10 protein-coding genes are annotated in these 14,263 nt (G+C 71.0%); 8 read left to right on the forward strand and 2 right to left on the reverse strand.

Features of this window, described 5'->3' with window-relative positions:
- Positions 1-155: 155 nt before the first annotated feature.
- The gene (locus tag ACMTAK_RS23695) at positions 156-2,243 is read right to left on the reverse strand and encodes an asparagine synthase-related protein (RefSeq protein ID WP_413808052.1); all 2,088 of its coding nucleotides are present in this window, start codon (positions 2,241-2,243) and stop codon (positions 156-158) included.
- Between the two features lie 982 nt (positions 2,244-3,225).
- Here ACMTAK_RS23695 and ACMTAK_RS23700 point away from each other — a divergent pair.
- From ACMTAK_RS23700 to ACMTAK_RS23735, 8 genes are all read left to right on the forward strand, one after another.
- The gene (locus ACMTAK_RS23700; RefSeq protein WP_413808053.1) at positions 3,226-4,689 is read left to right on the forward strand and encodes an MFS transporter; all 1,464 of its coding nucleotides are present in this window, start codon (positions 3,226-3,228) and stop codon (positions 4,687-4,689) included.
- Positions 4,690-5,036: 347 nt separating this feature from the next.
- Positions 5,037-6,251 carry an L-2-hydroxyglutarate oxidase gene (gene lhgO / locus ACMTAK_RS23705; RefSeq protein WP_413808054.1) on the forward strand — a complete coding sequence of 405 codons (1,215 nt, stop codon included), beginning with the start codon at positions 5,037-5,039 and terminating at the stop codon, positions 6,249-6,251.
- 483 nt (positions 6,252-6,734) lie between these two features.
- Positions 6,735-7,475 (forward strand): tRNA (guanosine(46)-N7)-methyltransferase TrmB, encoded by a 741-nt coding sequence (gene trmB, locus ACMTAK_RS23710; protein ID WP_413812973.1) that lies wholly within the window; start codon positions 6,735-6,737, stop codon positions 7,473-7,475.
- A gap of 62 nt (positions 7,476-7,537) precedes the next feature.
- Entirely contained in the window at positions 7,538-9,568 is a 2,031-nt protein-coding gene (locus ACMTAK_RS23715; protein WP_413808055.1) for a PrsW family glutamic-type intramembrane protease, read from the forward strand.
- A gap of 65 nt (positions 9,569-9,633) precedes the next feature.
- On the forward strand, positions 9,634-10,221 hold the full coding sequence (locus ACMTAK_RS23720) for a SigE family RNA polymerase sigma factor (protein ID WP_413808056.1): 588 nt from the start codon (positions 9,634-9,636) through the stop codon (positions 10,219-10,221).
- Positions 10,214-11,056 (forward strand): hypothetical protein, encoded by an 843-nt coding sequence (locus tag ACMTAK_RS23725; protein WP_413808057.1) that lies wholly within the window; start codon positions 10,214-10,216, stop codon positions 11,054-11,056. The genes ACMTAK_RS23720 and ACMTAK_RS23725 overlap by 8 nt, the downstream gene beginning before the upstream one ends.
- On the forward strand, positions 11,050-12,303 hold the full coding sequence (locus tag ACMTAK_RS23730; RefSeq protein ID WP_413808058.1) for a L,D-transpeptidase: 1,254 nt from the start codon (positions 11,050-11,052) through the stop codon (positions 12,301-12,303). Before ACMTAK_RS23725 ends, ACMTAK_RS23730 begins: the two co-directional genes overlap by 7 nt.
- 129 nt (positions 12,304-12,432) lie before the next feature.
- Positions 12,433-12,900 carry a very short patch repair endonuclease gene (locus tag ACMTAK_RS23735; protein WP_413808059.1) on the forward strand — a complete coding sequence of 156 codons (468 nt, stop codon included), beginning with the start codon at positions 12,433-12,435 and terminating at the stop codon, positions 12,898-12,900.
- On the opposite strand, the gene ACMTAK_RS23740 is transcribed toward ACMTAK_RS23735, so the two are convergent.
- A complete protein-coding gene (locus ACMTAK_RS23740; protein ID WP_413808060.1) occupies positions 12,826-14,184 on the reverse strand; it encodes a DNA cytosine methyltransferase in 1,359 nt (452 codons plus the stop codon). The genes ACMTAK_RS23735 and ACMTAK_RS23740 overlap by 75 nt on opposite strands.
- Between the last annotated feature and the right edge of the window lie 79 nt (positions 14,185-14,263).

Raw genomic sequence — 14,263 nt, forward strand, 5'->3', positions numbered from 1 at the left:
GGCCAACGCCCCCGCTCCCTGAGCGCTGGGGCACCCCCTCCCTGAGCGCTGAGGGCAAGCACCTCGGCTCCCTGGGCGTCAGGGGCCATGTCCCGTAGGACTCCCCGGGGCGAGATGTCACAAGGCGGCCTCGTGCCGCCTCGGTGCGGAAGCCGTCACAGGCTCGGCCGCGGCACCACTCCGCCCGCCACCGCCCGCTGGCGTGGCGCCGCCGTGCCCGTCCAGCAGGTGCCGCGGCGGGCCAGCAGGCGCCGCAGCCAGACTTCGGTGGAGACGAGCTCGGCCAGGCCGTCCAGGGGCAGCCGCTCCCCCTGTGCGGCGGCGCGCAGCGCCTTACGGACGACACGGGCCTCGATCAGGCCCGCGTCGGCCAGCAGCGGCGCGTCGAAGAGGGTCATCAGCTCGCCCGTCCAGGTGCGCATGCCGGTCCGTACGGCGGCGGTGTGTGCGGCGTGGGAGGTGGCTCCCCAGCCGGGGGGAAGTTCCCGGATGCCCGCTCCGGCGAGGACCGACCGCAGCACGGCGGCGCGCGCCCCCGGTTGCACCCGAAGCGCCTCGGGGAGCGCGCGGCAGGCCCGTACGACCTGGTTGTCGAGGAAGGGCGCGTGCAGGCGCTGGCTGCGGATCTCGGCGGCCTGCTCGAAGACGCGGTGGTCCGCCGCGTAGCGGGCGAGGGCGGCGTCGGCGCGGCGCTCCCCGGGGCGGCGCAGCAGCACGGGGCGCACGGCCGCCTCCTCCAGCCGGACGGACACCTCGGCGAGCGTCTCCCCGGTGAGCCATCGGGCGGCGGGCCCGGGGCGGCACCACGTCAGGGCGGCGAGAGAGGCGGATACGGCGCCGGGGCCGTGTAGCGCCTGTTCGTCGATGAAGCGGTGCTCCATAAGGCGCGCGGCGGCCTCCTGGACGCCGTCGCGGTAGGAGGTGCGGGCCAGCCGCCGGGCGGCCCGGTAGACCGTGAATGGCACGAAGAAGGACTGCGTGGAGGGGCCGTCGGCCTTGGCGAGCGCCGTTGCGGGGCGCAGCAGATGTCGTCTGCGGCGGTCGAGCAGCAGGTCCGCGAGGCGCGCGGGGTGGGCGTCGAGCACCTGGCGGGCGCCGTGCCCGATGAAGTGGTCGGCGCTGCCCGCGGCGAGCCGGCGCCGGTGGCGTTCGGCGATGACGAGGGAGGGGCCGGGCTCGTCGGTAAGGGCGCCGGTGTCGAGGCCCGCGTACGGCAGGGCGTCCTCGCCGGCGGCGACGACCACATGGTGCAGTCGTGGGTTGGCGGCGATGGCTCCGGCCCGTTCGAGTTCGGCCTCGCGGGTGCGGGCACCGCCCGCCGTGGCGAGGTCGTTGAAGGTGACGGCCAGGAGCCGCTCGCCCGCCTCGGTGCCGTGCCCGAAGAGGGTGCCGGGCATTCCGGGGAGACCGGCGGCGAGCAGGGCGAGCGTGGCGGAGGCGCTGCCTCCGGACAGATCGGCGCCGATGCCGGGGGCCGGGGCGCCGCGGGCGGCCCGCCGCTCGGCGGGCCCCATCCCGGGTACCGGGCCGGGGTCGAGGTCATCGGTCTCGGGGGCGTGGCGCGGGGCGGTGAGCCGGGCCCGTACGGCCTCCACGAGGGCGTCCCGGACCGCGTCCACGGCCTTGTCCTGGTCGAGTGGGGGCGCGGCGACGGCGAGGGACGCGGTGGGCTCGTAGCCGGTGATGTCGCGGGCGCCGTCGCGCAGGATCAGCGCATGGCCCGGGGGGACGCGTCTGACGCCCATATAGGGCGTGCCGTCGCCCATGGCCTCCGGGGAGTCGGGGCAGGCGAGCAGCGCGCCGAGGTGGCCCACGTCGAGCTGGGCCTCGATGAGGTCGGCGAGCGGGAGCGCGGCCGTGGCGTAGGCGGTACCGCCGCCCCAGTCGGTGTGGAAGACGGGCCGGGCGCCCGCGAGGTCGCCGACGATGGTGACGCGGCGGCCGACCTGGGCCACGGCCGTGTAGCTGCCGGGCCAGGCGGTCAGATGGCGCAGGGCGCCGCCGCGGGCGGCGAACAGCCCCACCCGCAGCTCCGCGTCGGAGGCGCCGCAGCAGCCGAAGACGGCGAGGCGGGTGAAGGGGTCGGTCTGGACGACGCGTACTTCATCGGGGCGCCAGTCGCCGACCGCCCACAGCGGATCGGGGTCGGACCACAGGAGTTGGGCACCGACCGGCTGGATCGCTCGTCCCTCCGAGGAGACCGGGCCAGATGCGGTACTGCTCCACCCCACCAACCACCGCATCGCCGCCTCCACAGGCTGTGGGCATCCAGGGCAACCAAGAAGTAGGTGCCATCATGCACAGCATGTTGACGGTTTCGGCATCGAACCGGACAACAACATGGATCTCCTGGATGTCCTGTGACCACAGATGACCGCAGGAATCGCAGAGTTGATCCCAGGGGGTGGCGCCTCTCACGAAGGCATCCATAAGGAGCCCGCCGAGGGAACCACCGCCGGTAGCGACCCACCGTTCCGCCATGGCCCATGCTGCCACGATTGGGGCGCGCAAGAGCGCAAGGGCATCGATGAGTGTGCGGAACGGCGCACAAAAGGCGCACGAAGGGGCGCACGGAAAGAGCGCCGCCCGAGCGCCAATCCGCAGACCAAAGGGGGGCCTTACCGCTCCGTGCCACGACGGCCACCACGCGCGGCGACATCCGCGGGATGTGCTAGGTGGCTCACCGCTCCGGGGGAGAACTGGGCGGAATCCGTGCCGAATCCGGGCGCGATCTACGCGGAAGAGGGCTTCCCGCGTCGGACCTCCCCCTCCCCGGCCCGACGCGGGAGCCCGGCCGTGAGGGGCGATATTCAGCCAAGTTGCCGTGGCGCTCTCGTTGGTCTTGCGGACGACCTGTAAGGACTTGACTTCCGCCTCTCGCGCCTCCCGACACGACAGTCCGGGAGGCGGCATTCGCCTCCCGGACCGTTCCGCCACCCGCGGGGAATGAGGCGGCGGCGTCCCCCAGCCCACTGGATCCAGTACAGCGGGCCGACCCACGCAGGACCCATCGAAACGTCCCCGCCGCGACTGAGACAGAGCGCACACACGGGCGCACAGCCACACACACCGGGAGCACACGTCACGCCCCGCACGCCCGTTCGTACAAGAATCTCGCCATCCGGGACACCACCTCTTAACGGTCGGGATGCGGCGAACTACGCTGGGTTTACGAACGCCCCGCGCTTATGCCGGGGCGGCCGTCGGTGCTGTCGAGGGGTGCGCATGTCCAGGGAGCCACGCGGGCCGAACGAAAAGCTCGGCACCGTTCTCGCCCTCGCTGGGATCAGCAATGCCGGGCTCGCGCGCAGAGTCAACGACCTCGGCGCCCAGCGTGGCCTGACACTTCGCTACGACAAGACCTCCGTCGCGCGCTGGGTGTCCAAGGGCATGGTGCCCCAAGGCGCCGCGCCACACCTCATTGCGGCTGCGATCGGGAGCAAACTCGGCCGCCCCGTCCCCCTCCACGAAATCGGCCTGGCCGATGCCGATCCGGCCCCCGAGGTCGGACTTGCCTTCCCGCGCGACATCGGCCAGGCCGTCCGCTCCGCGACCGAGCTCTACCGGCTGGATCTCGCGGGTCGGCGCGGTGGCGTCGGCATCTGGCAGAGCCTGGCCGGATCTTTCTCAGTGAGCGCGTACGCCACCCCGGCCTCACGCTGGCTCATATCCCCCGCCGACAGTTCCGTGGCCCGCGAACCCAAGGACGCCGAGGACGGAACCACCGCCGCGAGCACCACGGGCGCGGCGGCGCCGGACGCCATACCGCCGCAGCGCGTCGGCCACAGTGACGTCACCAAGCTGCGCGAGGCCGCCGAGGACGCGCGCCGCTGGGACTCCAAGTACGGCGGCGGCGACTGGCGTTCCTCCATGGTTCCCGAGTGCCTCCGGGTGGACGCGGCGCCCCTGCTGCTCGGCTCGTACAGCGACGAGGTCGGCCGCTCCCTCTTCGGCGCCACCGCCGAACTGACCCGGCTCGCCGGGTGGATGGCCTTCGACACCGGCCAACAGGAGGCCGCACAGCGGTACTACATCCAGGCGCTGCGCCTCGCCCGCGCCGCGGCCGACGTCCCCCTGGGCGGCTATGTGCTGGCGTCGATGAGCCTCCAGGCCACCTACCGGGGCTTCGCCGACGAGGGCGTGGACCTGGCCCAGGCCGCCCTGGAGCGCAACCGCGGCCTGGCCACGGCCCGCACCATGAGCTTCTTCCGGCTCGTGGAGGCGCGCGCCCAGGCCAAGTCCGGGGACGGGCCCGCCTGCGGGGCGGCCCTGAAGTCCTCGGAAGGCTGGCTGGAGCGCTCGCGGGCGGGCGACCCCGATCCGTCCTGGCTCGACTTCTACAGCCATGAGCGGTTCGCGGCCGACGCCGCCGAGTGCTATCGCGATCTCCGGCTGCCGCGCCAGGTGCGGCGCTTCACCGAGCAGGCGCTGGCCCGGCCGACGGAGGAGTTCGTACGGTCGCACGGGCTGCGGCTCGTGGTGTCCGCCGTCGCCGAACTGGAGTCCGGCAATCTGGACGCGGCCTGTGCGGCGGGCGCCCGTGCCGTGGAGGTCGCGAACCGGATCTCGTCCGCGCGCACCACGGAGTATGTGCGCGACCTGATGCGACGCCTCGAGGCGTACCGCGACGAGCCGCGCGTCGCCGAGCTGCGCGAGCAGGCCCGGCCGCTGCTGGTGACGCCGGCGTGAGCGGCATGGGGGCGGAGGCGAGCGATATGGGAGCGGGGGCGAGCGGCACGGGATCCGATGCGGGCGACACGGGAGCGGACGCGAGCGGCACGGGAGCGGATGCGAGCGACCGCGATGAGTGGTGAACGGCCGGGATGAGCGGCGAGGCGAGAGCGGCCCGGAATAAGCGATTCAGAGGCGTGTCGCCCGGAACGGCCGATTCGGCATGAATCGATCCACATGACCGGTCGACCTAGCCCGGGCCCTAGTCCTCACATGGGTTTCGGGACGTTGTCAGTGGCGCAGGTCATGATAGGGATCGACGGTCGGGCGACTGGACGGTGTGGCGCGTGGGGAGGTGACATGGCGTGACGGCGTTGGACTGCGACGTACTGGTGATCGGGGGCGGGATCGTCGGCATGTCGACGGCGTATGCGATCACGCGCGCCGCGCCCGGCACCCGCGTGACCGTGCTCGAGAAGGAAGCGGGCCCGGCCCGCCACCAGACCGGGCGGAACAGTGGCGTGATCCACAGCGGTATCTACTACCGGCCGGGGTCGCTCAAGGCGCGGTTCGCGGTGCGTGGCGCCGCGGAGATGGTGAAGTTCTGCGCCGAGCACGGCATCCCGCACGAGGTCACCGGCAAGCTCATCGTCGCCACGGAGCGCTCCGAGCTGCCGAGGCTCCACGGCCTCGTCCAGCGCGGCAGGGAGAACGGCATTCCGGTGCGCGAGCTGGGCCCCGCCCAGATCGCGGAGTACGAACCATGGGTGCGTGGCCTCGCCGCGATCCATGTCGGCACGACGGGCGTCTGCGATTTCGGCGCGGTAGCGGCCCGGCTGGCCAGGCTGGCCCAGGACGCGGGCGCCTCGGTGCGGTACGGGGCGCAGGTGCGCACCATAGGCCGACGCCCCTCCGCGGTCGCCGTGCGCACGGCGGACGGCACGGTGCTGCGCGCGCGGGCCCTGGTCAACTGCGCGGGGCTGCACTGCGACCGCGTCGCCCGGCTGGCGGGCGACGATCCGGGCATGCGGATCGTGCCCTTCCGCGGTGAGTACTACGAGCTGGCGCCCTCCCGCGCCTCGCTGGTGAACGGTCTGGTGTACCCGGTGCCCGACCCGGCGTTCCCATTCCTCGGCGTCCATCTGACCCGCGGCATCGACGGCGGCGTCCACATCGGGCCCAACGCGGTGCCGGCTCTCGCCCGCGAGGGGTACGCCTGGCATACGGTGCGCCCGCAGGAGCTGGCCGGCACGCTGGTGTATCCCGGCTCCTGGCGGATCGCCCGCCGCCACTGGCGGTACGGGGCGGGTGAGCTGCGGCGTTCCCTGTCCAAGCGCGCCTTCACCGACGCCGTGCGCCGCCTGCTGCCGGATGTGACGGCCGACGACCTGATAGCGGCCCCGGCGGGCGTGCGCGCACAGGCGGTGCTGCCGGACGGCACGCTGGTGGACGACTTCCTCATCTCGCAGTCACCCCGGATCGTCCATGTGCTCAACGCCCCGTCGCCCGCGGCCACGGCCTCCCTGCCGATCGGCCGCGAGGTCGCCCGCCGAGTGCTGGACACCCTGCGGACGGGGTGACGGGACGGGTGGGGTTGAGGGGGTAGGGCCGGGACCCAGCCGGCCGGGGGCCCACCGCCGCCGTACGGCCGGGGGCCCACCGCCGCCGTACGGCCGGGGCCCACCGCCGCCGTACGGCCGAGGACCTGCCACGACTGTACGGCCGGGGGCCGTTGCCAAGGCACGGGCCAGGGACTGCGGGCCTGGCCCGTGCGGGCCAGTGAGCGCCACCGTACGGTGGGCCAAGCACCGCCGCCGTACGGAGGAGCCAAGCCACGCCGCCGTACGGGCCGAACCCAGCCGCCGAGGCACGGGCAGGACCCAGGCAGGACCCAGGCAGGACCCGGCCACCGACCCCCACCGGGTGGGCACGGCCGAGCCTCCACGCCCCCGCCTCCACCTCCACCCCGCCCGTAGAATCGAAGCACTGTGTCCGAGAAGCCCACCGCCCCCGATTCCCACGTGGAGCGCGCTCTGCCCGCCCCCCGTGACCGCAGCGAGCCGATGTTCCCCGGCGGCCCCGCGGCCGACCCGGCGGGCTCGCACCACGAGCGCCGCATCCGCTCCTTCCGACCCCGCCGCGGCCGGGTGACCCCGGGCCAGGGCGAGGCGCTGCGCCGCCTGTGGCCGCAGTGGGGCCTGGACATCGACGGGCTGAGCCGTATCGACCTCGGTGAGTTGTTCGCCACAGAGGCGGGCCCGCGCCCGGACCTCCCCATCGTCCTGGAGATCGGCTTCGGTATGGGGGAGGCCACCGCGCAGATGGCCGCCGCCGACCCCGGCACGGGCATCCTCGCCGCCGACGTCCACACCCCCGGCCAGGGCAATCTGCTCGCGCTCGCGGAGCGGAACGGCCTGGACAACGTCCGGGTCGCCAACGGCGACGCGATCATCCTGCTCCGCGAGATGCTGGCCCCCGCCTCGCTCTCCGGGCTGCGGGTCTTCTTCCCCGACCCCTGGCCCAAGAAGCGGCACCACAAGCGCCGCCTCATCCAGCCCGAGTTCATCGAGCTCGCCGCCACCCGGCTGAAGCCCGGTGCGCTGCTGCACTGCGCGACCGACTGGGAGCCGTATGCGGAGCAGATGCTGGAGGTGCTCTCCGCGAGCCCCGGCTTCGACAACTCCCAGGCCGACGGCGGCTACACCCCACGCCCGGACTTCCGGCCGCTCACCAAGTTCGAGGGCCAGGGGCTGGACAAGGGACACCTCGTCCATGACCTGATCTTCCGCCGCAACGACACATAACGACCCCAAGGGGATGGGCATAACCCCTGAGTCCCCCTCCCCCTTTCGTTAGGGTCGGTTGAGTGCATCAGTCCCCGCCCCCGCAAGAGCCGCCCGAACCACGACCGGCCACGCCGCCGTACGAGGCGCCGCAAGGAGCGCGGCACGAGGCACCACACGGCGTGCCGCACGAGGCACCACACGGCGTGCCGCACGGGACACCGAAGGACGACGCCGTACACGGGACACCACAGGACGACGCCCCACACGGGGACGCGCCGTACGAAGCGGCACAGTCAGCGCCGCACACCGGCGCCCCGTACGGCACGCCCTACGGCTCTCCGTACGGTGACCAGCACCCGTGGTTCCACACCGGCGCCGCACCGGCGGGCTGGCCGCAACCGCCCCGCCAGCGGCTGTGGGGGCCGGGCGGCCGCCTCGCCCGCGTCTGGCACAACAAGGCGCTCCGGGCCACCGCGCTCACCGGTCTGCTCTCGCTCTCCGGCCTGATCATCCTGGCGCTGGTGCGCGAGCAGACGGGCACCAAGGGCTTCCTGGTGGGGCTCGGCCTCGCCGTCCTCCCCGTGCCGCTGATCATCGCGGTCTTCCGGTGGCTGGACCGCGTGGACCCCAAGCCGTGGCGAAACCTTTTGTTCGCCTTCGCCTGGGGGGCGTGCGCGGCGACGCTGGTCGCGCTGATAGCCAACGGCTTCGCCACCGAGTGGCTCATGACGACCGTGGACTCCTCGTCCCCGACCGGCCAGGCCGACGCCGACGCCTGGGGCGCCACCTTCATCGCGCCGTTCGTGGAGGAGAGCGCCAAGGCGGCCGCCGTCCTGCTGCTCTTCCTCTTCCGCCGCCGTGACTTCAACGGGCTGGTCGACGGGGTCGTCGTCGCCGGAATCACCGCCACCGGTTTCGCCTTCACCGAGAACATCCTCTATCTCGGCTCGGCCTTCGTCAGCGACCAGACGCTCGGCTACTCCGGCATCCGGTCGACCACGGCCGCGACCTTCTTCATCCGCGCCGTGATGTCCCCCTTCGCGCACCCGCTGTTCACGTCGATGACGGGTGTGGGTTTCGGCATAGCCGCCGCGGCGGCGCGGCACCAGCGCGTCCGCCGCGTTCTCATACCGATCGCGATGCTGCTGACGGCGATGGTCCTGCACGGCGTCTGGAACGGCTCGGCGACGCTTGGCGGTTACGGCTTCCTCATCGTCTACGCCCTGTTCATGGTCCCCGTGTTCGGGTTGCTGGCCTGGCTGACGATCTGGTCCCGCACCAGGGAACTGCGCGCGATACGGGAGCAGCTCACCGCCTACCAGACGGCCGGCTGGCTCACCCCGCCCGAACCGCTCGCGCTGTCCTCGATGCGCGCCCGCGGGATCGCCCGCGACCTCGCCCGCCGCACCCACGGCGCGGCGGCGGCCCGTACGGTCGGCGAGTACACCGCCTTCGCGACCTCGCTGGCCCTGCTGCGGCGGCGCGCGTACCGGGGTACGGCGGGGCCGGACTTCACCACGCGCGAGAAGGAACTGCTGGACCGGCTGTGGGAGCGGCGGGAGACGGCCCAGCCCGCCCTGGCCCACGCGGCACTGTCGGTGCCGCTCCCCCGGCCCCGCCGCGTACCCCGGCCGGCCCCGGGCACGATGCCCGCACCGTTCTGGCCCGCGGGGCCATACGGCGGCGGGTACGCATACGGCTACGGAAGCGGTCAGGGCTACGGCTATGGCAGCCCCGCGTCCGGCTACGGCTATGGCAGCCCCGGATCCGGCACCGGCCAGGGGAGCCCCGGGCTCGGGCCGGGCCCCGGGTCCGGCCACGACCCCGGCTCCGGCGCCCAGGCGCGGTACGGGCCCCACCCGACCTACGCACCGTGGGGCGCGCCCGCCCCTCCCCCGCACGGCCCGCAGCCCCCGCGAACACCGCAACCACCGCAGAACCAGCAACCACCGCAGACCCCACGGCAATCGCAGACCCCGCAACCACCGCAGACCCCACGGCCATCGCAGACCGCGCAGCTACCGTGGAGCCCGCTCCCGCCCGCGAACTCGGCGACGCCCCACACCTCCCCCGTGCCGTACGGATCCGGCGGCCCCGAAAGTCGTCTGTAACCTCCCGCCTCTTTCGGACGTGTTCCTACATAGAAGCGGGGAACACGCGGGGGCGCGGGGGATTCATGTCAGGACCATCACCTTCATCCACACCATCCGATTTCGACCAGTTCTATACGGTTACGGCGAAGCGGCTCGTGGCCGCGGTCTACGCGGCGACGGGCGACCTCGCCGAGGCCGAGGACGCGGTGCAGGAGGCGTATGCCCGGGCCTGGCAGCGCTGGGACCGGCTGACCGCCGAGGGTGATCCCACGCCATGGGTGCGAACCGTCGCCCTGCGCCTCGCCGTCAGCTCCTGGCGCCGCGCCCGTAACCGCATGCGGGCCCACTTCCGCCATGGCCCGCCCCCCGATCTCCCCGATCTCGCCCCGGACCGGGTGGCGCTGCTCCATGCCCTGCGCGGGCTGAAGCCCGAGCAGCGTACGGCCGTGGTCCTGCACCACCTTCTCGATCTGCCCATTGAGCAGGTGGCCCGGGAGACGGGTGTCTCCCCCGGAGCCGTGCGCACCCGGCTGAGCCGTGCCCGCAAGGCCCTCGGCTCCCATCTCGCCGACCCCGAAGCCGATGCGGACACCGAGGCACCGAAACCGACACCAGCACCGGCTCCCCATCCGCCCGTCTGCCACCCCAAGGAGGTGCCCTCCCATGGCTGATCTGGACGAGCGCCTGCGCGATATCGCCCGCGATGTCGAGCCCTCCATACGTCTGGCGGGCCCGGAAGCCGTGCGTGCGCGGGGTCGTCGGCGCCGCACCCGGCAGCGCACCGCGATCGCCGTTGCGGCCGTCCTGGCGGTCGCCGCCGTGACCGCGGGGTCCTGGCGGCTGCTGCCGGGCGACGGCTCCACCCGTACGCTCCCGGCGGCCCCGCCCGCACCGCGAACGGACCGCGTCCCGGGGGCGCCGATCCCCGCGAGCGCCCTCCTTCACCCCTCGGCGCTGCCGTTCGACGCGATGATGCGCTGGAAGACGGCCGACTCCACCATCAACCTCACCGACAACGGCCGGGCACCGCTGCTCGACCTGTCCCCCAGCTGTCGCCTCGACGGTCCCCGCCCCCTCGCCCAGCGCACCCGCGACTACCAGGGCCGCGAGGCGGAGCAGGCGCGTCACACCATCAACGCCTATGCGAGCGACGGCGAGGCCGCGAAGGTCTTCGCCTCCCTCGAGGAGACGCTGAAAGACCGATGCGCCCGTCCCAAGGCGCTGGGCACCAGCTCGTCACCCAAGCTCGCGGCCGACGAGCCGACCACCATGACCTACGGCTGGCACTCGCCCCGCGCACCGCATGACGCCCAGGTCGTCCTGATGCGCTCGGGCACCCGGGTCGGGGTCTTGCAGGCCGGAGGCATCGGCAGCCCGTCCGGCGACTACACCGACGGCCCCTCCGCCTACTGCATATCGGTCTCGCTGTGGCGCCTCGATCCCGCCGCCACCGCATCCCCCGGCCCGTACCGGGCCAACCCCGAGGAGGTGAAGAGGCGTTGCTGACCCGCTCCTCCCCACCCACCACCGCCCCTCACCCCGACTCCGGCAAGAGGTCCTCTGTGCTCTCCGTACGCTCCCTGCGCACCCTCACGGTGCCCGCCATCGCCGTCGCCCTGCTCGCCGGATGCCAGTCGGCGTCGAAATCCGCCTCGGTGGACCCGGCCGACGCCAAGCCCGCACGGATCACCATCACTCCTGGCAGCGACTCGGCGGCGATAGCCCCCGACGCCCCGGTCAAGGTGACGGCCTCCCACGGCACCCTCACCAAGGTTCGCATCGCCCCCGACGGCGCCGGCTCCCAGGCCGTCACGGTGACCGGCGCCCTCTCCCACTCCAAGACCAGCTGGCGCTCCAACCGCACCATGACCCCGGGCACGACGTACACCGTCGAGGCCACGGCCACCAACGCCGTCGGCAAGACCGCCGTCCAGCACTCCACCTTCCGCACCCGCGCCGCCCAGCAGATCAACGGCGTCACGGTCACCCCATCCAAGAGCTCCACCGTCGGCGTTGGCCAGCCGGTCTCCCTGGCCTTCGACCATCCCGTTACCGACAAGGCAGCGGTGGAACGCAGCCTCTCCATCTCCACCAGCCCGAAGGCCGAAGGCTCCTGGGGCTGGGTCAAGGACCCCCTCACCGGCATCGAGCGCGTCGACTGGCGCCCCAAGACCTACTGGCACAAGGGCACCAAGGTCACCCTCCGAGCCCACCTCAGCGGCGTGAACACCGGCGATTCCCGCTACCTCCGCCGCGATGTCTCAACCACCTTCACCATCGGCACGCCCCGGATCTCCAAGGTCGACATCAAGAACCATACGATGACCGTCTACGAGGACGGCCAGAAGCAGAAGACCATCCCCATATCCGCCGGCCAGCCCTCCTACCCCACCTGGAACGGCACCATGGTCGTCCTCGACAAGGCCCCCATGGTCAACATGACCAGCGAGTCCGTCGGCATAGCCGATCCCTACAACAAGGACGTCCCCTGGGCCGTCCACCTCACCACCTCGGGCACCTACGCCCACGCCGCCCCCTGGAACGAGGGCCTCGGCTACTTCGGCCAGAGCAACCAGAGCCACGGCTGCGTCGGCATGTCCCTGACCGACGGCAAGTGGTTCTACAACCGCGCCACCCGAGGCGACATCGTCCAAATCACCGGCTCCACCCGCGCCACGGTCTCCACCGGCAACGGCTTCGGCGACTGGAACCTCCCCTACCCCTCCTGGCAAAAGCTCAGCGCCCTGCGCTGAGTCCCCACACATAGCTGTGCTGTGCCTCTCCCTACTGTCTCGGTAGGGAGAGGCACAGCCCTTGCACGCCATGCATGCACGCACCACCCGCACTCGCATCGGCCACGTGGCCTCTGCGAAGCTGGTTTCATGTCCGACTCTGAGCAATGGGTGCCGCCGCCGGGTTCGTGGGCTTCCTCCGCAGCACGGCGCCGGAACATGCAGGCGATCAAGGCACGGGACACCAAGCCTGAACGTGTCATTCGCCAGCTGCTCCATGCTCAAGGATTCAGATACCGCGTGGCCGCGCGCCCGCTAACCGACCTGCGTCGGACGGCAGACATCGTCTTCCGCCCAGTACGAGTCGCCGTGTTCATCGACGGCTGCTACTGGCACGGCTGCCCCGAACACTATGTTTCCCCGAAGACCAATTCCGGCTACTGGTCAGAGAAGGTCGCGCGCAACATGGCGCGTGACCGCGACACCGACAAGAACCTCACCGAGGCGGGGTGGCTCGTTCTCCGGTTCTGGGAACATGAACCTTCAGAGACGTGCGCCGACAAGATCGCCGCTACAGTCATCGCCCGCCGGGCGATGGGCACTAACGGTAAGGGCTGAGATGGGGAATGCCTCCACCTGGTAAGAAACGGAGTCTTGACCAGCGGATTCCTCCGCGTCTTCCATCACATAGCCGTTGAGCAACGTCTCACGCTCCTCCGGCCGCAATACGGCTGCAATGGCACGGCCGACAGCTTCCGCGACGGGCGGCGGGAAAGCATTCCCGACCTGCCTATACCGCGCCGTCTTCCCCCCCCGGAACTGCCAGTCCTCCGGGAATCCCTGAAGCATCGCAGCTTGTTGGACAGTCAGCATCGGGCCAGCCGGGCGGAACAAGTCACGCTCAGGATCACAGTCCTCAAGGTCATTGGCCACTCCTGTGGCATCAACACCCATGGCTGCCCACGCTCGCTTAGCCCTAGTGGGCCCCAGGTCCGCGCCGCCATGCTTCCTGGATCCTCCCACGAGCGTCGGTGCGATACCCTCAGTGGAATTCGCCTCGGCCTTCTCAGCCAACTCCAGCCAAGTGTTGAAAACCTGACGCCCCGTACGCTGCTTACCCCGGGCACGCTCACCTTGGTAATTCTTGTTCCAGAATTCTTTACAACGCTGAAGCATACTGTCATGGAGAATTTTTCTGACCGAGGCAACATCACCTTTTACCCTCTTCGGCCAGACAAAATCTCCACCATTCGGGACATTTTCATGAATGACCACCAGGATAGCCCGAGGCCGCAGTTGAGGAACACCAAAGTCACGAGCCTCGAGAAGCCGCCAGACGGAATTCATGGCCTCTTCTTGCCGCTCAATAGGCCAATCCGGATCAACCTCGGGAACGAGATATCCCAGACTTCCCAGCTCAGTCAAAATTCGCCTGCGATAGTCAATGAAAACATGCGGAGGCTCCAGGATTCCACGCACGTTTTCAATCATTACCGCTTTCGGTCGAAGCTCCTTGACAATTTTGAGCATCGCCGGGAAAAGATCACGCTCATCGTCTTCACCAAGGCGTTTCCCGGCTAGCGAAAACGGGGGGCACGGAACGCCGCCGGCAAGGAGAGCAAGGCCCTCTTCCCCAAGTTCGAGACCCTTGTACTGATCAGATTTGAGGAAATCGTTGACGTCCTGAGACTTGAGCTCCTCAGCTCTTCCTGAGTCCCACCAAGGCCAGTTTTTCACGTTGGCCTTGAGGGTCTCCACCGCATGCGAATCCCACTCGACGAGAGCCCGGTGCTCAAAGCCAGCCTTGTGCAGCCCAACGGCCTGGCCACCAGCTCCCGCGCAGATTTCGACTGAGGTGAGAGGCAGGCTGTCCTGCGGACTGCGTGGGGGGCTGGCGCCCATGGACGGTCCTCCTGGCTGAGACACGCAAAGTTGCTACGTTACCAGGGGACAGCGTAGACGCTAACGGATCAGGCGGCCC

This window comes from Streptomyces lacaronensis (assembly GCF_047337785.1).
Lineage (GTDB): Bacteria > Actinomycetota > Actinomycetes > Streptomycetales > Streptomycetaceae > Streptomyces > Streptomyces lycopersici.

What these genes read in the sequence shown, in the direction of transcription:
- trmB (WP_413812973.1), top strand. Translation starts at nt 6,735, where the DNA reads ATGTTCCCCGGCGGCCCCGCGGCCGACCCGGCGGGCTCGCACCACGAG.
- ACMTAK_RS23735 (WP_413808059.1), top strand. Translation starts at nt 12,433, where the DNA reads ATGTCCGACTCTGAGCAATGGGTGCCGCCGCCGGGTTCGTGGGCTTCC.
- ACMTAK_RS23725 (WP_413808057.1), top strand. Translation starts at nt 10,214, where the DNA reads ATGGCTGATCTGGACGAGCGCCTGCGCGATATCGCCCGCGATGTCGAG.
- ACMTAK_RS23720 (WP_413808056.1), top strand. Translation starts at nt 9,634, where the DNA reads ATGTCAGGACCATCACCTTCATCCACACCATCCGATTTCGACCAGTTC.
- ACMTAK_RS23700 (WP_413808053.1), top strand. Translation starts at nt 3,226, where the DNA reads ATGTCCAGGGAGCCACGCGGGCCGAACGAAAAGCTCGGCACCGTTCTC.
- ACMTAK_RS23740 (WP_413808060.1), bottom strand. Translation starts at nt 14,184, where the DNA reads ATGGGCGCCAGCCCCCCACGCAGTCCGCAGGACAGCCTGCCTCTCACC.
- ACMTAK_RS23695 (WP_413808052.1), bottom strand. Translation starts at nt 2,243, where the DNA reads ATGCGGTGGTTGGTGGGGTGGAGCAGTACCGCATCTGGCCCGGTCTCC.